Origin of the sequence: Rubripirellula obstinata, from assembly GCF_001642955.1 — a bacterium.
Taxonomy (GTDB): domain Bacteria; phylum Planctomycetota; class Planctomycetia; order Pirellulales; family Pirellulaceae; genus Rubripirellula; species Rubripirellula obstinata.
On the sequence record NZ_LWSK01000047.1, the window covers coordinates 24,525 to 42,855 of the forward strand.

The window sequence follows — 18,331 nt, forward strand, 5'->3', positions numbered from 1 at the left end:
AACCATTTTTACGACTGCTTAAAAAGTCAAAGACCTATGTTTGCTAACGCCATGAACTTGCTTGGTGACCTAACCGAAGACTACGCATTCTTCCCTGAGAAAGCGTCTACGTTTGCTCAGGACAATGACTGGTTGTTCATGTTCATTACGTGGACAAGCGTGCTGTTCTTCGTTCCGATTGCGGGCTGCCTGGTTTGGTTTTCGTTTAAGTACGGGAAGCCCAAAGGCGGCAAGGCCGAAAGTGATGTCTCGCACAACACGCCGCTGGAATTGGCTTGGTCGATTTTGCCTTCGTTCGTTTTGGTTGGGATGTTCGTCTTGGGTGCCAAGGCTTACTTGGATCAGCGATCGGTTCCCGATGGTGCCAACGAGATCGGGATTCAGGCTTTCAAGTGGGGTTGGACGGTCGATTACGGCGGTGGTGTGTACCATCCCGAATTGCATATTTTGAAGGATGAACCCGTCAAGTTATCGATGCGGTCAAGCGATGTGATTCACAGTTTGTACATTCCGGCGTTCCGAGCCAAGAAGGACATTGTTCCTGGCCGTTACAACTACATGTGGTTCAAGCCCACCGTTGCAAGCGAAAAGGTTTCCGATGAAGAGCTCGCCAAGGCGCTCAAAGAGACAAAGGACTTGGGCGAGGAATGGAATTTCGACGAACGACAATTTACTCCTGATGGATACCGTTTTTACGACCTGTATTGCACCGAGTACTGCGGCACCAATCACTCTGAAATGCAAACCGTCGTCGTCGTCCACGAAACGCTGGAAGATTTGAACGCTTGGATCAAGAAGTACAGTGCTCGGCCCGACGGGACGACGCCTGCGGAATACGGTGCATTGCTTTACGATCGCCGCGGTTGCAAGAGCTGCCATAGCATCGACGGCACGAAGATGGTGGGGCCGTCTTTCCAAAACCTATACGGTCGCCAAGAAGCGATGGTTACCGGTGAATCGTTCCTTGCGGATGAAAACTATATTCGTGAATCGATTTTGTATCCCAAAGCCAAGGTCGTTGCTGGCTACCAGCCTGTGATGCCTAGTTACAAAGGTCAATTGAGTGACGACGATATCTACTCGATCGTCGAATGGATGAAATCAATCTCATCCAACGCAGCAGGCGGAGCAGAAGAAGCTGCGAAGACGGAAGAGTAGAGAGAAACGAAACAACAACGAAGTCAATTTCGCGGCAATTACGCGTATCAGAGGTAGAAATTATGTCATCAGGTTCAATTCCCCCCGGCAGCGTCGTCAAAGACCCTGGGTTCCCCACCAAGCAAGAAAACTACCTGACGAATTCCAAGGGAATTCTCAGTTGGATGTTCACGCTCGATCACAAGCGGATCGGAGTAATGTACTTGGTCGGCGTCTCGCTGGCGTTCCTGTTCGCAGGCATCCTGGCTCTGTTGATTCGCTATCACCTGATGGAGCCGGACGGCAAGCTGTTCAAGGGTGCGAACGCCAACAACATGTACAACCAGTTGTTCACGTTGCACGGTGCGGTGATGGTGTTCTTGTTCATCATCCCGAGTATTCCTGCGGCACTGGGTAACTTTTTGGTTCCAGTCATGTTGGGAGCCAAAGACGTTGCGTTTCCAAGGCTGAACTTGGCCAGTTTCTATCTGTGGTGTGCTGGAGCAATCTTCTTCGTTGCGGCACTGTTCGGCACCGGGCTCGATACGGGTTGGACCTTCTACACGCCTTACAGTACGACGACTGATACGTCGGTGATCGCGGCGACGATGGGCGCGTTCATTCTTGGGTTCAGTTCGATTTTTACGGGACTGAATTTCATTGTCACGATCAACACGATGCGTCCGCCGGGGATGACCTGGTTCCGCATGCCATTGTTTTTGTGGGCAACCTACGCAACCAGCATAATCCAGGTTTTGGCCACGCCAGTTCTGGGTATCACGTTGTTGCTTCTGATCGCAGAACGAACATTACACATCGGGATTTTCGATCCTGAATTCAACGGCGACCCGGTCACGTACCAGCACTTTTTCTGGTTCTACAGCCACCCAGCCGTATACATCATGATTTTGCCGGCTTTCGGGATCATCAGTGATTTGATCGCGGTCCACTCGCACAAACGGATTTTCGGTTACCGCTTCATTGCGTACTCGTCGATCGCGATTGCGTTGTTGGGCTTCCTGGTTTGGGGACACCACATGTTCACCGCGGGCATGAGCCCGATGACGACGATTATCTTCAGTGCGTTGACGTTCACGGTCTCGGTGCCGTCAGCGATCAAGGTATTTAATTGGCTGGCGACGATGTACAAAGGATCGATCAGCTTGACGACGCCGATGTGCTTTGCTTTGGCGTTTATCTTCCTGTTTACGATTGGTGGTTTGACTGGTTTGCACCTCGGTACGCTTGCGACCGACATGCACCTGCACGACACCTACTTTGTGGTCGCTCACTTTCACTATGTGATGGTCGGTGGAACGCTGGTGGCTTTCCTTGGTGGTGTTTTCCACTGGTGGCCCAAGATGTTTGGGAAGATGTACAGCGAAGCAGGCGGTCGTTTGTCGTCGTTGATTATCTTCATCGGTTTCAACCTGACCTTCCTGCCTCAGTTCGTTCTTGGCAGCCGCGGTATGCCGCGTCGTTATGCCACCTACGATCCCGAGTTTGCGTACTTGCACCAAATGAGTACCTACGGTGCAATGTTGTTGGGAATCGGTCTTTTGACTGCCTTGGTCGTGCTATTGCACTCACTATTCCGTGGCAAAGACGCACCGGCTAATCCGTGGGGTGCAGCAACCTTGGAATGGCAATGCACCAGCCCGCCACCGTTTTACAATTTCGAGCGTGCTCCGGTCGTCGGCGACCCCTACGACTTCAGCAAAATCGAATGGGACAGCGAAAACGAGCGATACGTTACGGTTGAGCCAGAACGCGAAACGGTGCCTGAGGAAAAACCTGCGATCCAACCGGCTCACTAGGCCGAACTGTGGTTCGCAGAATCCGTTAAACTTTGTAACCTTTAAGGCCAGCACACTGCTGGCTTTTCCCAATTCACACCCATCAAGTTTTGTTCGTCAATGTCCACGGCTCAAGCTGATCCAGTTTCCGACGATGCGTCGCACGGCGAACATGGTCATGATCACGACCATCCGGCCTTTTTGGCCCACCACTTTGATACGCCGGAGCAACAATTCGATAGCGGTAAGCTTGGGATTTGGTTGTTTTTGGTGACGGAAGTGCTGTTCTTTAGCGGGATGTTTGTCGCGTACGCGATCTTCCGCAATTTGCGGCCTGACGTGTTTGTGGGTTCAAGCGAATTCTTGAATACCAAGTTGGGTGCGATCAACACCGGCGTGTTGTTGTTCAGTTCGCTGACCATGGCTTGGGCCGTTCGCTGTTCGCAAACTGGCGAACACAAGAAGTTGACCGGAATGCTTGCGGCAACGCTTTCCTGTTCCATGGTTTTCTTGGGCGTGAAAGCGATTGAGTATTCACATAAATGGGGCATGGGATTGCTTCCTGCCGGAACCTTTTTCTACGACCCCGCGAATCCTCATCCGACCACTGATCAGCTAGAGACACTCGGCTTCACCAGCGGTACCGCGTTCTTCTTGCACAACAGTCTGTACTTTCTGTGTGCTCCGTTTCTGATTGTATTGCTGGGTGTGGTTGCTTGGTTGATTTTGTCCATCGTGAAAGGCAACAAGTTTCAAACTGCCTGTGCGATGCCGTTGACGATCGTCTGCTTGAGCTTCTTTGGCGGTGTCGGACTTGGGGTAATCCTCGAAAGCGGCAGCGAAGAAGGCCACGGTGCGGCTCACGATGTCGCCGGTCACCACGGCGAAGGTGTTGCCCATTCCGATGCGGTCCCGAGTGTCATCGATGATGGCAAAGTAGCTGCACCGGCGCTGAATGACGACGCGTCGGAAACGAGCGTCCTTGAGCGACTTGCGACGGATTCAACCAATACCGGTTTGATGAGTGATGTCGCGGCACGACAAGCTCAGGCTTCCGTCGCCAGCGGAGCAGTCGTTCGCGGTGATGACACCAACTTTGAAGGTGGAATCTCGGAAGCTTCGGCAAATGTTTTGACACAGCGTCAGGCCGGTAAATTCTTCAGTATCTACTACTGCATGACCGGTGTTCACGCGATTCACATCCTTGGGGGCATCGCAGTCCTGGTTTGGTTGTTGATTCGAAGCGTTCGCCAAGATTTCAATAGCCGGTACTTTGGCCCCGTTGATTATGTGGGGTTGTATTGGCACTTGGTTGACTTGATTTGGATTTACTTGTTCCCTCTGCTCTACTTGATTCGATAATGTCTGACCACGCACATTCATCCGACGGCCACGGCGGCGACGGTCACGACTTTGCGCACCCAATGCCAGTTTCCATGCTGCTTTCGGTGTTCTTTGCTCTCGTAATTTTGACAGTTGTTACGGTTGCCCAGGCCAGTTTTGATCTTGGCAGTTACGACGTGTTAGTTGTGATGGCAATTGCGACGCTCAAGGCAACCTTGGTCGCCTTGTTCTTTATGCACTTGGCCTGGGATAAGCCATTCAACATTGCTGTATTTGTTGGATCGTTCATTTTTGTTGGTCTTTTCGTAATCTTCACACTCGGTGATAGCGATATGACTTCGGATTCGTTCGAGCCAAAGATTGACGAGGTTGTGCCGATGGTTGCCGAGTCCAATTAGGGCATAGCGTTTCCGTTTGATGGGGATTTCTTTCCGCTCCCCTTACGGAAATTCTGATTTCTGAATTAGACTATTGGGCGGTTACAAGGCATCTTTTAGATGTCTTTGCATTTACCGCCGGGTGCCCCAATCAAGGCCTTGGCATTGGACCGAGGTTATTGATTCGATGGCACTGATTATTCTTCGCTGCGTTTTTCTGTTATGCGCTGGTGGCGTTTCAGCGATCATCAACGCATCGTTCACGGAAGGGTCTACTCAGAGTCCGTTGGTGCCGTACCTCATCTTTGGTGGCATCATGGCGCTAGCGTTTGCTGTGGTCGTGGCTGATATTTACGCTCCTCGCAAGCGGATTGACACGATTTCAGCGGTCTACTTCGGCGTGCTGATTGGCGTGCTGCTGACCTATGTGTTGTCGATCGCATTAGCGCCGCTAATTGCCCAGTCATTCAATGGTCGGGCGGTGCAGATGATCATCGCGTTGGTGTTGTGTTATTTCTGTACCAGTGTGCTTTTGCAAACAAAAGACGATTTCAGGTTTCTGATTCCGTATGTCGAATTTGTACGCGAAGTTAAAGGTTTCAAGCCTTTGATTTTGGATACCAGCGTCGTGATTGACGGCCGTATCGCTGATGTTGTGGGAACTGGTGTTTTTGACAACCAGCTAATCATGCCACGGTTCGCTCTTAGCGAATTGCAGAACATTGCCGATAGCAGTGACAAGTTACGTCGCACTCGCGGCCGTCGTGGCCTGGACGTTCTGAATCGTATGCGAGCGGACGACAACGTCGATTTGGTGATTTTTGATCGCGAGCTACCCGAATTGGCCGGTCAGACAGTCGATCTAAAACTGGTCCTGTTAGCGAAGCATCTGGAAGGGAAAGTAGTCACGGGCGACTTCAACTTGAACAAGGTCGCCAAGTTGCACAATGTTCCTGTGATCAACTTGAACGAAATTAGTAACTCGTTACGCCCCGTCTATCTGCCTGATGAAATTTTCCGAACCAAGGTCATCAAAGCTGGCGAAGGTGCCGAACAAGGCATCGGCTATTTGGATGACGGCACGATGGTGGTCATCGAAGGCGCTCGCAACAAGATCGGACAAGAACTGGACGTGCGAGTCACCAGCACGCTGCAGACCAACGCCGGCAAGATGATCTTTGCAAAGGTTGAAAGTCGCTAAGGATCGAGCGTGATCTAAGGTCGCCTTTCGCTGCTATGGTGCAGCTTGCCCAATTCGCTGCCATGCAATGATTTTCATCAGGCCAGGGTGCGTCTGGGAACCAGAAAGTAGGCCGTAGCGAGCCATAGCGAGTTACGGCGTTGCGCGAATTGCCGTAACTCGCTATGGCTCGCTACGGCCTACACGCTGAGCGAAAGGCGACTCTATGTCATCGTTACTCGGTGACCAATCGATTAAACAAGGTGCGATTACTTTTTCTAGCGGCGTCGCACATTTGCCGTACCGATTCGGCATTAGGTTGGCCCATCAAGTAGGCCAGGTTTTTCATTTGCCGATCATCTTCCGGCAATTCGTGACGTCCATCGGCTTTCATCAGCCTAAGATTCGCATTCGTGCGACTTAGGATCCGGTAATTGCGTACGAGAGTTGATGCATCCTGCTGTGACAGCAGGCGAGCTTTTTCCAGCTTCTGAATACACTCGGTCGTGCTCTGGCGGATAAGAAGTGGGTTTTCCGCCACGTGTTTTAACAACAAAAAGTGTGCAATCCATTGAGTGTCCAGCGTGCCTCCCTCGCCTCGTTTTAGATTGCTTGGCGAAGCTTCTTCCTGGACTCGGCTTCGCAACCGATGGATCTCATCGATCATTGACGGATCCCATTGGAAGGATGCGAGCGTGTCGTCGATGGCCTGTTGGTAGGCACGGCGGCTGCGACTCGACCCGCTGATCACTCGCATTTTGCAAAGATCCAACCAATGTTCCAAGGACGCGTCACCATTTTGGAAAGCTGTTAGGAAGCTATCGAACGTGCTGACGGCGATCTTCCTTTCCCCGGTCTCGCTCAACAATGAAGTCAGGTCATAAAGTCTGTTTGCCTTTTCAACATCGTTAAATCGGTGCATGATCTGGTTTGCGACTTGATCAAAGAACAGGTCGTTGGTGGTGGTGTGGCGTCGGCCGCCAACGCGTCGTTTTGTTTCACCATCGCCGCTGTAGAGCATCATCACATCGAGGTCGCTGCGGTAATCTGGTTCGCGTCCACCGAGCTTGCCACATGCAACCATCACCATTTCCGCGGGCATCATTTCGCCCGGCGACTTTGCATCCGTCATGGGATCGCCAAATTGCTGGGCGACTAATTCCTGTTCGTATTCCAGTGCTCGCCGCAGACAGGCTTCGGCAGTATCGCTGAGTGCTGCTCGGGTTGATTCGATCGTTTCTTTGCCAAGCATGTCACGTACGCCGATTGTCAGGTCAGCGCTGTTTTTAAACTCTCGTAACACGCGGTCGATTTCGCTGGCACCGCGGCAAAGCTCGATGCTGTGTGCGTCCAACCGATCAGCCGAGGGCAATTGATTCATCAAAAGGGAATCGACTAATTCGTCGATCATGCCGGGGTTTTCGATCAAGATCGATGCTAGGTACGGACTGGCTGCACAAAGTCGAACCATCAAACTGAGAGTCGCTTTGGATGATAGAAGCAAGTCCCATAACGTAGCTTTTGCACCCAACGAATCGGTAACCTTGACCAGCATTTGCAGCGTTTCGTCGGGGCTGGGTGTTTGAGAAATTTCACCCAACAAATGGGGCGCAAGGGAAGCAAAGGAGTGACGGCATCGCTGATGAGAAAGAAACGGAACCGTTTCGATACTGAGGGAACGAATCTGTTCGATCGCTGCCTGAGGGTTTTCCATCACATAGCGACGCATCATGTTTTGCAATGCGGTTGGGTCGGGATTTGGGTCGAGCAATAATTCGATTTCGTCATCGGGCTCGCTTGGGTCAATCCGATCCTCTTGCATCAACTGAGCGATCAACGATCGGTTATCGGCGAGTGTCTTCGAGAGCATTTTCTCGAATCGTTCGACATCACCAATGTCACCATCAGCATTTCGGATGCCCAATTCCCACGCCAACTGTTGTTTCGATTGCGTATCGGTTGGGATCTTTCCACCAAGACCTCCGAAGGTAACCGCAATCTGATGTCGAAGCCGCGTTAGCCGCGCGTAACGCTGCGACAATTCGGACGCTTCGTTTTCAGTTAAGCATTTTTCGCGTTGCAGCATTACGATCGCATCAAACAGATTGGCTTGCCGCACGCTGGGCAAATGGCCTCCGTACAGAACCTGCAAGCACTCAATGATGCAGCGAACATCGTCCATGCCGCCTGGGTCGGTAACGAAATCATTGACGACGGCAAGTTCCTGATCGGCTCGTCGATGTAGTTTGTGTTGGATCGCCGCCATTTCGGCTAGTTCGGCAACACCGTTGAATTGGCGATAAATCCATGGCTGTAATCGATCTAAAAACGCTTTGCCAACTGACGCAGATCCGGCGACCACACGCGCTTTAATAAATTCCATCCGCTGCGACACTTGTCCGCTTGTCTCGTAAATTTTTGCTGCTTCGCGGACGCTACAGATCGAAACGCCCACTTCGTGCTTCGGTCCCCCACGCAGGTCAATATGGATGCTGTTCGATTGATTCGGCGCGCTATCGAGCAGCGCGATCATGTCTCGGACCAGCGTCTCGTAAAAATCACGGTGCCAAACATTGCGAGGATCAATGGCGTCGAACAGGAAGATTAAACGAAGCGGCGAGTTGTAGCTCAGCTCTTTGCCGCCTAGCGTTCGCAGCCCGATGACCGTCATCTCTGGATGCGTTCCATCGGCTCGCATCGGCATGCCTCGTTTTTCTGCCAGCCGATCTAGCGTAAACCGCCGCGCCGCTTCAACCAGCGTGTCCGCCGCATGGCTCAATTCGCGACTGGCCTGATCTGGCGAAAGCTCATCGCTGAACTCGCGGTGGGCGATTCGCTCGGATTCGTTTCCGAAGTGTCGGCGAATCACTGCAGCGGCCTGGACAAGGTCATCGGCCTTCCAAAGATCAGAAAGCACTTGATCAACCGAGACTAATTCAGAAGGGGTCGCAGCGTCCATGAAGCAATCAAGCAGAGGGAACCAAGCACTAGGCCAGGAGTGTGGACCAATCAGGCCAACCAGTAAAAACCAGTGTAAATACCAATCGCAGCTAAGTGTAGTCGTCAACCGTAACCTAACCTTGGTTACTGAGCCGATCTGGCTTTCCCCGGCAAGCGTGATTCAACGAACCACTTGTTTAGGAAGGACAGCATCGGAGCGTTTTTGGGCTCTTTGTGTTGCTTTATCGCATCATCGGAGGGTTGTGAATTCGCAACGCACGGTGGGTGTTTCGCAACAAATTCGCGAAACACCGTGGGGTTCGTTCTCGGTCTCTTTTCACGCAACCTCTTCGTACACAACAGTTTGCCATGATTTACGCAATGCCCACATGGAATGGTGGCACCACTCCTGCTTGGTCTCTTCCGAACCTAACCGACCGAATTGACATTGGTTTTGAGGAGCCGCTTGTGGGAAAGAAGTCTAAACAACGATCGTTACGAGATGATGCCTTCGATGCGGAGGAATCCGTCAACAGGCGGAGTCGCGTGATGGGTCAGCAATTCGCTGATTCGATCGACGACGCCGCTGGCGATGACGAACAGCCCCGCCGACGCGACGAGCCCGGTGCTGATCCCACCGAGGATCCAGTCCGAATGTACTTGATGCAGATGGGCCAAATCCCGCTGCTGACCCGCGATCAAGAAGTCTCCGCGGCCAAGCAAATCGAGCGAACTCGCGAACGCTATCGCAAAACCATGTTGGCAACCGACTTTATGCTGCAAGGTGCACTGAAGTTGCTGGAACAGGTTCGTGACAAAAAACTTCGACTCGACCGAACCATCGAAGTCAGCGTCACCAACGCGGTCGAAAAGAAAGCGATCATGAAACGGATCGTTCCCAACGTCCGAACGCTTCAGCACTTGCTGTCGCTCAACAAAGCAGATTACTTGACGTCGATCAACAAGAAAGTCCCGATGCGACAACGTCGCGCCGCTTGGAAGAACTTGGTGATTCGGCGCAACAAGGCTGTCCGGTTGATCGAAGAAATGAATCTTCGGACCAACAAACTGCAACCGCTCTTTGAAAAATTGCGTCAAGCAAGCGATCGCATGCAAGCGATTAAGGCATCCCTAAACGAAACCGACAAACCAGAAATTCCTGGCATGCCGACCGAGGCTGAACTGCGAAGCGAACTGCGTTACCTGATGCGTTTAACTTACGAAACGCAATCAACCGTTGGTCGCCGAGTGTGTCGCTGTGATGCTTACCGCGAAGACTACGACGCTGCGAAACGAGTTCTTTCAGCAGGTAATCTGCGGTTAGTTGTCTCGATCGCCAAAAAGTATCGCAACCGTGGTCTTTCATTCTTGGATCTGATCCAAGAAGGCAACACGGGGTTGATGCGAGCGGTTGATAAGTTCGAGCATGCACGCGGCTATAAGTTCAGCACCTATGCGACTTGGTGGATTCGCCAAGCGATCACACGTGCGATTGCTGATCAAAGTCGAACCATTCGTGTGCCAGTTCACATGATCGACACGATGAACAAAATCCGCCAGATCACTCGCGATTTGGTTCAGGAAAAAGGGCGCGAACCCACTCCCGAAGAAGTCTGCGAACGTAGCGGATTGTCCCTCGACGACACTCGCGTGATCCTGAAAATGAGCCGACAACCGCTATCGTTGGATCAGCCGATCGGTGATCACGAAGAGAGCGTTTTTGGTGAATTCCTGGAAGATCATCGCACGATTGATCCGTTGCTAGAAACGAACCGTGAAGCATTGAAGTCTCAAATCGACACGGCAATGGAGACACTGAATTATCGCGAACGCGAAATCCTTCGCCTGCGATATGGCCTTGCTGATGGCTACACCTACACCTTGGAAGAAGTCGGTCGAATCTTCCAAGTGACTCGAGAACGTGTTCGCCAAATCGAGAGCAAAGCAGTGCGAAAACTTCAGCAACCTTACCGGGCCGCGTCGTTGGTAAGCTTCTTGGATGGAGCGGAAATCACGTTCCTGGAAAGTAGCGAAGCGATCTGATTCGCCATTGCTGAATTTTGAAAAACGATCATAGCCGCCGGCAGATGCAAATCTGCCGGCGGCTTTTTGATGAATGAAGCTCTGATCGATCGGTTGTGCAACACTACGATCGAACTCGCGTTAGCTCGTAGAGAAATATCGCGGTGGCGACCGATACATTCAAACTATCAGCGGCCACATTCATGGGAATGGTGACCCGGTCGCTTGCCGTTTCTTGCAGTTCTTTGCTCAGTCCGGTCGATTCATTGCCCATCATCAGAATGATGGGCCGATGGTCGGGCCGAAGCTGGTCAATTGGCGTTGCTTCGTTTGAAAGCGTTGTTGCAATCGTTCGAAAACCTCCTTGATCAACCAAGGTTTTTAGATCCCGATTCGCGTCATCCGCCAAGTAGATTGTTTGCGAAAACACCGTCGCCATACTGGTTCGAATCACTCGGCGAGCAAGCGGATCGACGCACGCGCGATCGCGGATCAAATGATGAACCCCCATCGCCGTCGCCGTGCGAATGATGCTGCCCAAGTTGTCTCGATCGCCGATACCTAAAGCGGCTAAGACGATCTTCGGTTTCGTGGGCAACGTCAACAATTCGTCCGTCGTGTTTTCAGTCTGGCCAATACCGCAGGCAATGACTCCGCGGTGAAAATCGAAGCCCACCAGTTTGCGGATCTCGGCTGTCGAAAGCACATAGATATCTATTTCAGTGTTAAGCGGCGATTGCGAAAACCAGTCTGCAACCTCGTCTTGCAGTCCTTCGCGGACAACGACCGAATGGACGGAAATGCCGCTCTTTGCGAGTCGATCAACGCAGTACTTGCCCTCAACGATGAACTGACGCTGCGATTCGGGCGAAATCGATTTCTCTTTAACATCGCGGTAGGGATCAAGGCGAATGTCGCAAGCTTCCGTAAACTCAATCGCCATAGGAGACCGTTTTTGTCGGGTGTGTGCATCTTTTGAAGGTGAATGATCCATTGTCAGTTTTTCTTTGCTGATGAAACAGCCCTACAAACCGGACGACCGTTCAAATTTGCCTGTCAGGATCTTTTTTACGCCCGGACTTTCATCCCATCGCGGCATTGACTCGTCAAAACTTCTTTCAGCGGTAACAGTTCTATTGCATGAACCCGAATCAGGGGCACTGATGCCCGATCAAATTGATGATCGGTCGATCGAGTTTCACGCATCCCCACAACAATCGATCGTCGGGCAGGACGATCACGCCCCACGCCCCACCTCGCCCCAACATGCCCACCCGAATCCTCCTTTGGGATCAGCGCGAAATCATTCGCGCTGGAATCAAATCTATTTGTTGCCAACATGACGACTTGCAAGTCGTTGGTGAGACTGCCAGTCAAGAATCGGCGATCGAACTGGCTCAGCACCATTGTCCCGATGTCGTGATTGTCGAAATGTCATCCGTGGAAGGGCCGGTTCAGCAGGTCTTTCAGCGTTTGGTTGCGACCAATCCGCAGCAAAACACGAAGATCTTGGTTTTGGCGGAAGAAAACCAAGTAGACGTCGCTATCCAAATGCCGCAAGCAGGTGCGTCGGGCTATCTGACCCACCACAGCTCGCTGGAAGAAATCGTGGTCGCCATTCGTTGCATCGCGAAGGGGCGGATCTTTATCAGCCACTCGCATGCAGCGACTCCCGCTCCGAAAATTAAGTGCGATCAGATTCCTAGTTTTGCTTCGACAATCACTGAAAGCAGTATCGATTTGTCAGCCCGTGAACGCGAAGTGCTATCTCTGATTTCTGAGGGGATGACCAACAAACAAGCGGCAGAGAAATTGTTTCTAAGTGTGAAGACCGTGGAAACGTATCGATCGCGAATCATGAAGAAGCACGGACTGAAGGATCGTCTCGCCTTGTTCAAATTTGCTGCGTCAATCGAAGCCTTGAAAGAGGAGCAGCTTAGTCATTGCTAGCCATGATTGTCTGACCAGCTTGTCGGGGGTTCAGGCCAACGCCGTGAAGAGATTTGGTCCCGGAAAACACGGATGAGTTCGTTTAACCGCGCGGGCATCGCCCCGCGCGTTGCGCTGGCCCGAACGCGCGGGGCGATGCCCACGCGGTTAAACAATCTAGAAACCCTTCACGGCGTTGGGTGCAGGCACGCTAATCGGCAGACGTTTTTGTAGGGCGTGGCAAGTGGAGCGAGTTACGGAACTTGAACACCTGCCGTAACTCGCTTTACTCGCTACGGCCTACTTTGGGCCCCAGCCGATCAGCTTGACTTGCAACCGCGTGTCGGGGATTTCACATGCTCAAAACGAGCCTTCCCTGACTTCAGTTTGATCGACTTCTTGGAAAAGCCTTACACCGGAATGCTCATTTGTCAGGACAAGCATGGTTTCTTTTGCGAATCGTTTGCTAAGCCACTTTCCCGACATAGTGTTCTTTCGTTCCTGAGACGCAAACGACTGACGTGAAGCTCACCGTATGAAACACGTTGTTTCACAGCGAAGCCGCTCGAAGTATTTGCCGATCAGACCAACGTTTTCCGTGTCGGACTGCGTTGACCTACACCCCACTAACATCCTAAGTTCGTCGCAGTCTCTGCGTTGTCCCCAATCGAGCTTAGACAAAGGATCACTACTATGAAGATTAGATTTGCCATCGCCGCTTTGCTTGTTGCTACGACTGTCAACGTGAACGCTGCTACCACTGACACTCAAAAGTTCACCGTGACCGTTCCAAGTGCAATTTCCATTACTGCACCTGTCAACGCGAACTTGACTCACGATGAAAGTGAAAACGACCAAATTTTCCCAGTCCAACCTTGGGTCGTCAAAGGCAACTCGCTCTCCGGTGTTACCGCATCGTTTTCGACCGCCACCGCATTCACGCACACCGTTGACTCGACTGCCAAACGCGACGCAGGCCTTGCCCTCGCTGTTAATTCATCCGTTGGAGCCGCTAACTGGAACGTGACTCAAGTGAATGACCAAACCGACTACACCAACAACGATGGCGTTGCAACGGTTCAAGTCAGCAGCAACGGCTTCGGTCGTGCCACGATGGACTTGTCCGTTAGCTTCATCACCGACGGCTTCGGAACGTTCCCAGCGGGTGACTACGAAACAACCGTGACCGGTACCGTGACCGCCAACTAAGTGCTAATCCTCGGATGAACACTCCCCACTGAAAAAGGCTCTTTCAGAGCCAACGAAAATCAGCCGCCGCTGCGATCCAAAAGGACCGCGGCGGTAGCTGCGTTTAACACGACTTCCAACGACACCCACTGTTTCCACTTGATTCATTCCCGTCTTCATTCGATCGCTCGCCAATTTGTTCTGCCATTTAGCAGTGCAAGTTTTTTGCTTTGCGCTGCTTTTTTGCTCTGCACTGCGGGCGTGTCTCTTTGCACCGTGGATGCTTTGGCAGATAGCATTCGTCTCAGTGACCGCGGCGTTCGGGTCAACATGGTGCCGGATCAACACAATGGAAAATCCGATCATTCCATTGCATCGGCGACTTGCAACGTTCGAGTGAACCAGCGGCAGGTGATGCTGCATTTCGCTGCAACTCCGTTCGTTCACGTCGATGATTCACGTATCAAAAATAACGCGATGCTATCGGCAACGGTATCGCGGCAATTGGGACAGATCGTTGTTTCACCGCAGGCAATTGCCGACCGAACAAACATTTCAAATGATGACGAACAAGCCACCATTGCTGTCGGGGTCAGCGGCAATGGGCGTGCTCAGGTGCAACTGCAAGTTGGTATTGATGCCAACAACGCCCACGCCGGGCGTCACTGCACCACCGTCGTGATGACGGTGACCGCGAATTAAAGGATTTGAATTGACCGCAGCAGGGATGCCGCAACGAAGCCTTTTTCAAGGCAAACACCGACGCCACGATCATCGATTGATCGTGTGCTTGGTATGGGTGTGCGTATCCATCTGCGGTTGCGTTTCCAGGCCGCTGCCGGACCGTCCGACGGTTGACCAATTGATTCAAGAATCGTTGGGCAGTTCGCTTCGCGATTTGAAAATTGAAGATGCGGAATCTAAGTTTGGTTTTGACTCGGCACACATGAACCAGCATGCTGGGACTGCTGGATTTGGGGCTGCTGGAATCAACGAAGAGTTCATTGTCGATGGCAGCGTGGTCTACGAAGATACGCCTGAGCCAACGATGGCAATGACTCCATCGGAAGACGCCTACTTTCATCTCTCCGACGCCGACGATTCGGATGCCCGACTGTTTAGCGAAGAGTTTATCGAAACCGATATTCGCGAAGTCCTGACCATCATTGCCGAAGACTTTGGCATCGATTTGATCGTGGACGAAAAAGTGAGCGGGGTCGTCAACGCAAGGCTGGAAAACATGCCTTTGGATCGCGCGATCAAAAAAGTGTTGATGCCGCTTGGATATCACTACTCTCAACGCGGAGACCAGCACTACGTTGCCCCAGCGGATCCTGAATCCCCGCTGTTTGCCTACATTTCTGAACGTCAAGAGTACCGGCCACGTCACTTGGACACATCGGTGTTGTTGGAAACCGTCAGCAATGCGACCAAACCATTTGTTCAGGAAATTAAGACATCGAACCTAATCATTATCGAAGCACCTCATCAGATCGCCCAACAGATCGTTGATCGTTTTGCCGCGATCGACCAACCGGTTCCCCAGGTCATTTTGGAAGCCATTATCTGCGTCGTGTCCCCCGACACTGGATTTCAGTTCGGCTTGGATTGGCAACACGCAGTCGAACTCAACGGAGCCAACGCCTTGAAACTGGGGGCGACTGGACTAGCGCTTAATTCAACCTACAGCGGTGCCGGAGCGAATGCCATTTTCGATGACTTCGCCAGCACATCGACATTCGTGAAATTGCTTTCCGAGCACGGGTATCTAACGATTCGAGCGACCCCGCACGTGATGGCGCAGGACAATCAACAGGCGAACATCGCAATCAATCGCGAGACATTCTTTAGCACTCAGCAGCAGAACACCGGCAACAATGCGGACAACAGTGCCTTCTTTTTTCAGCAAGACATTCAAACCGTTGAATCAGGAATCACGTTGGATATCACGCCAAGGATTCGCGGCGATATCGTGACGATCGATATTGAAAAGGCCGAAGTCAGTGAGGATGTCCGCAACGCCAATGCAGAATTGGCCGTTAACCCTTTCCCAATCATCAATCGCAGATCGGTTTCGACGACGGTACACGTCAAAGACGGAAAAACCATCGTAATCGGAGGACTGGTTCAAAGAGAAACGATTGATCGGGTCAATCGTGTTCCGGGACTCAGCAACATTCCTCTGATGGGCTATCTTTTCGAGACGACACAGCGGCAAACACGCGATGCCGAAGTTGTCATCTTTATCTCCCCCAAGATAGTGACACCGACTCACTAGCAACTGGTTCCCATCAGTTGCCCGTTCGGTGTCAGCCCACCCACTTTGCCCCACCTTCTTTAAAAAACACTGGCTTGCCAGCGTTTGATGATTGCTATGTACTTGATCTGCCCCACCCGCAAACCGAGTTTTCTTGGTTTCGTTCTAGGTTTGTTTGTTGTCACACTGACGTTCAGCAGCGCATCGCCGGCGCTTGCTGAAACTGCTGGCAAAGTCGAAGAGCTTGGCGATGGTCAGCAGCGAGTCACGCTGACGCAAACCGTCGAACCATCCTTTCACATCGAACCGATCGTGCATCGTTTTGCTGCTCGGCGGGGAACAACGATTCCATTCCGTTTTGAAATTCGCTCGACGGGCAAGGCGATGAACGTGTCCGTCTTGCCGGTCAAACTGAGGCAAGAAATGTCGGGCATCATCCTGCATGACGCCACTGGCGAAGCACCTGACGAAATCAAATTCACATCACCCACCGAATTCAAATTGGCTCCCGGTGAAACGACGTTCATCGAAGGCGAAGTCACCGTACCGCTGGCCAAGTCGAACTACTTATCGTTCGGCGTTCTGGTGCGTGACAACGGCCAGCGATCCGCCGATGACAACACCGACAACAACGGGCAACGCATCGGCGCGGCAGTGCGTTTTGTGACTCAATATGTTCTGCGAATCGACATCGAAACTGGTGTGAAAGATCTATCGCAAATGAACCAACTGGCATTCGAGAGCGGATTGATCGACAGCCAAGCCGGGATGCCTGTTGCCGAAGCTGTCTTGGTTAATCCAACCGAGTTTGCGTTTGAGTGCAATGTTCGCGGCAGTGTTGAATCGGCAAGCTCATCCAGGCCAAGGCCTTTTCGGTTGAGCATGTCTTCGCGTTCAAGCCTTAACGACGAAAAGAAATACATCGTCCGAATTATGCCGCACAGCAAAGTGCGAGTCTCTGCACCGGTCGAAGAAACACTGTTCCCCGGCAATCAAACGTTCAAGGTGGAAGTCACCAACGGACGTCGCGCGATGGCCGAGCAAACGTATCCCGTTTCCGTTGCCGGCGGTGATTTTCCGGCGCTCGAAGTCAGCCATGCTTACCTGGACCAAGAATTGTCAGTCGGGCCAGCACAGATCGAAGTCGGCGATTCCGATTCGGCGAAGCGATCTTGTAACCTGCGATTCAGTAACAATTCTGAAAAGCAAAAAATGGTCAAAGCTGAATTGATCGATTTGGACGGACAGCCAATCGAAGGCATTCGTTTGTCTTCGTCTGAATTTGAAGTCAAGCCAGGTCGAACGAAGACGATTCGAGCTTCGGTTTCTACTCGCAGTAAAAGCGAAACCACCAAGTTCGGCACCGTCCGGCTATCGATTTCGGATTCCGAACAAGGGGCAACATTGATCAAAGAGTTGCCGTTAGCTTTGGTGGTTGGCGGGCGACCAGCAGAGAGCATCGAAATGGGCGAACTGCAATCGTTGGTCGAAGGCGATATGACATCGTTCCGATTGTCGGTCACCAACAACGGGCACGGCTATGTACCGATTCACGGTCAACTGCAAGTTGCCAGCGGCAAGGAACAAGCGATCGAATTGGCGGATGGCTACGGACGATGGCTGCGTCCCGGCGAGACTCGTGAATTGGCATTCCAGCCACGCAAACCGCTACCCGCTGGCAAGTATCAGTTGAAACTTCACGTCGAAACGACCGAAGGTGCCGAACCGTTTGATCAAACCTTGGTCGTCGATCTTGGCCAACAGCTCCTTTTGAACTGAATCAGCGATCGCGAGTGTTGGTGAGTCGTTTTGAGCGTCTGTTTGACGGCGATGCATTTGGCACTGCATTTGTGTCGGCCAACACGAACGCGTTGAAGAAACTTGCATTGAGGCGACGCCAATTCAGTTTCTTTGCCAGGCATGAAGGGAAACCATTTCACCCGAGCGCCGCGAAGAGTTCTGGTCCCGGAAACACGCGTTAGTTCGTTTAGCCGCGTGGGCATCGCCCCGCGCGTCGTGCTGACCCAGACGCGCGGGGCGATGCCTGGGCTGATGAAAATGCGGTGGGTGATGTTATTCGCGAACCAGTCGAACATTGCAAATTGCAAAATGAACATTGCAAATTGAAAATTCTTGGGAAGCGGTATTTGCTGGTCAATTT

General features: G+C 52.0%; 13 protein-coding genes. 11 read left to right on the top strand and 2 right to left on the bottom strand.

What is annotated here, in order from left to right:
* The first annotated feature begins 36 nt into the window (after positions 1 to 36).
* The 5 genes from RC85_RS13170 to RC85_RS13190 all read left to right on the top strand — a co-directional run bounded on the left by RC85_RS13170 (position 37) and on the right by RC85_RS13190 (position 5,855).
* Positions 37 to 1,158, top strand: a complete 1,122-nt coding sequence (locus tag RC85_RS13170) for a cytochrome c oxidase subunit II (RefSeq protein WP_068263433.1) — start codon at positions 37 to 39, stop codon at positions 1,156 to 1,158.
* 62 nt (positions 1,159 to 1,220) lie between these two features.
* A complete protein-coding gene (locus RC85_RS13175; RefSeq protein ID WP_068263435.1) occupies positions 1,221 to 2,954 on the top strand; it encodes a cytochrome c oxidase subunit I in 1,734 nt (577 codons plus the stop codon).
* Between the two features lie 99 nt (positions 2,955 to 3,053).
* Complete coding sequence (locus tag RC85_RS13180; protein WP_068263436.1) at positions 3,054 to 4,295, top strand: cytochrome c oxidase subunit 3; 1,242 nt, start codon at positions 3,054 to 3,056, stop codon at positions 4,293 to 4,295.
* Positions 4,295 to 4,675, top strand: a complete 381-nt coding sequence (locus tag RC85_RS13185) for a cytochrome C oxidase subunit IV family protein (protein ID WP_068263440.1) — start codon at positions 4,295 to 4,297, stop codon at positions 4,673 to 4,675. Before RC85_RS13180 ends, RC85_RS13185 begins: the two co-directional genes overlap by 1 nt.
* 166 nt (positions 4,676 to 4,841) lie before the next feature.
* On the top strand, positions 4,842 to 5,855 hold the full coding sequence (locus RC85_RS13190) for a PIN/TRAM domain-containing protein (protein WP_068263442.1): 1,014 nt from the start codon (positions 4,842 to 4,844) through the stop codon (positions 5,853 to 5,855).
* Positions 5,856 to 6,069: 214 nt separating this feature from the next.
* Here the strand turns inward: RC85_RS13190 and RC85_RS13195 are convergent, their stop codons facing one another.
* Positions 6,070 to 8,793 (bottom strand): [protein-PII] uridylyltransferase family protein, encoded by a 2,724-nt coding sequence (locus RC85_RS13195; RefSeq protein WP_068263444.1) that lies wholly within the window; start codon positions 8,791 to 8,793, stop codon positions 6,070 to 6,072.
* A gap of 350 nt (positions 8,794 to 9,143) precedes the next feature.
* Here RC85_RS13195 and RC85_RS13200 point away from each other — a divergent pair, with 350 nt between their 5' ends.
* Positions 9,144 to 10,817 (top strand): sigma-70 family RNA polymerase sigma factor, encoded by a 1,674-nt coding sequence (locus RC85_RS13200; protein ID WP_068263491.1) that lies wholly within the window; start codon positions 9,144 to 9,146, stop codon positions 10,815 to 10,817.
* A gap of 103 nt (positions 10,818 to 10,920) precedes the next feature.
* On the opposite strand, the gene RC85_RS13205 is transcribed toward RC85_RS13200, so the two are convergent.
* Positions 10,921 to 11,739: a TrmH family RNA methyltransferase gene (locus tag RC85_RS13205; protein ID WP_068263451.1), complete on the bottom strand. Its 819-nt coding sequence runs from the start codon at positions 11,737 to 11,739 to the stop codon at positions 10,921 to 10,923.
* A gap of 323 nt (positions 11,740 to 12,062) precedes the next feature.
* Between RC85_RS13205 and RC85_RS13215 the strand changes: the two genes are divergently transcribed.
* The 5 genes from RC85_RS13215 to RC85_RS13235 all read left to right on the top strand — a co-directional run bounded on the left by RC85_RS13215 (position 12,063) and on the right by RC85_RS13235 (position 17,949).
* Complete coding sequence (locus RC85_RS13215; protein ID WP_162273208.1) at positions 12,063 to 12,746, top strand: LuxR C-terminal-related transcriptional regulator; 684 nt, start codon at positions 12,063 to 12,065, stop codon at positions 12,744 to 12,746.
* Between the two features lie 672 nt (positions 12,747 to 13,418).
* Positions 13,419 to 13,934 carry a hypothetical protein gene (locus RC85_RS13220; RefSeq protein WP_200836783.1) on the top strand — a complete coding sequence of 172 codons (516 nt, stop codon included), beginning with the start codon at positions 13,419 to 13,421 and terminating at the stop codon, positions 13,932 to 13,934.
* A gap of 240 nt (positions 13,935 to 14,174) precedes the next feature.
* Positions 14,175 to 14,615, top strand: coding sequence for a hypothetical protein (locus RC85_RS13225; protein WP_157593925.1), 441 nt, complete (start codon positions 14,175 to 14,177; stop codon positions 14,613 to 14,615).
* Positions 14,616 to 14,775: 160 nt separating this feature from the next.
* Positions 14,776 to 16,191, top strand: a complete 1,416-nt coding sequence (locus RC85_RS13230) for a type II secretion system protein GspD (RefSeq protein ID WP_235033378.1) — start codon at positions 14,776 to 14,778, stop codon at positions 16,189 to 16,191.
* An 87-nt stretch (positions 16,192 to 16,278) separates the two neighbouring features.
* A complete protein-coding gene (locus RC85_RS13235) occupies positions 16,279 to 17,949 on the top strand; it encodes a COG1470 family protein (protein WP_157593926.1) in 1,671 nt (556 codons plus the stop codon).
* Positions 17,950 to 18,331: the final 382 nt, after the last annotated feature.

Bases quoted from the DNA above. Each gene is read 5' to 3' on its own strand.
- RC85_RS13170 (WP_068263433.1), top strand. From the start codon at position 37: ATGTTTGCTAACGCCATGAACTTGCTTGGTGACCTAACCGAAGACTAC.
- RC85_RS13175 (WP_068263435.1), top strand. From the start codon at position 1,221: ATGTCATCAGGTTCAATTCCCCCCGGCAGCGTCGTCAAAGACCCTGGG.
- RC85_RS13180 (WP_068263436.1), top strand. From the start codon at position 3,054: ATGTCCACGGCTCAAGCTGATCCAGTTTCCGACGATGCGTCGCACGGC.
- RC85_RS13185 (WP_068263440.1), top strand. From the start codon at position 4,295: ATGTCTGACCACGCACATTCATCCGACGGCCACGGCGGCGACGGTCAC.
- RC85_RS13190 (WP_068263442.1), top strand. From the start codon at position 4,842: ATGGCACTGATTATTCTTCGCTGCGTTTTTCTGTTATGCGCTGGTGGC.
- RC85_RS13195 (WP_068263444.1), bottom strand. From the start codon at position 8,793: ATGGACGCTGCGACCCCTTCTGAATTAGTCTCGGTTGATCAAGTGCTT.
- RC85_RS13200 (WP_068263491.1), top strand. From the start codon at position 9,144: ATGATTTACGCAATGCCCACATGGAATGGTGGCACCACTCCTGCTTGG.
- RC85_RS13205 (WP_068263451.1), bottom strand. From the start codon at position 11,739: ATGGCGATTGAGTTTACGGAAGCTTGCGACATTCGCCTTGATCCCTAC.
- RC85_RS13215 (WP_162273208.1), top strand. From the start codon at position 12,063: ATGCCCACCCGAATCCTCCTTTGGGATCAGCGCGAAATCATTCGCGCT.
- RC85_RS13220 (WP_200836783.1), top strand. From the start codon at position 13,419: ATGAAGATTAGATTTGCCATCGCCGCTTTGCTTGTTGCTACGACTGTC.
- RC85_RS13235 (WP_157593926.1), top strand. From the start codon at position 16,279: ATGATTGCTATGTACTTGATCTGCCCCACCCGCAAACCGAGTTTTCTT.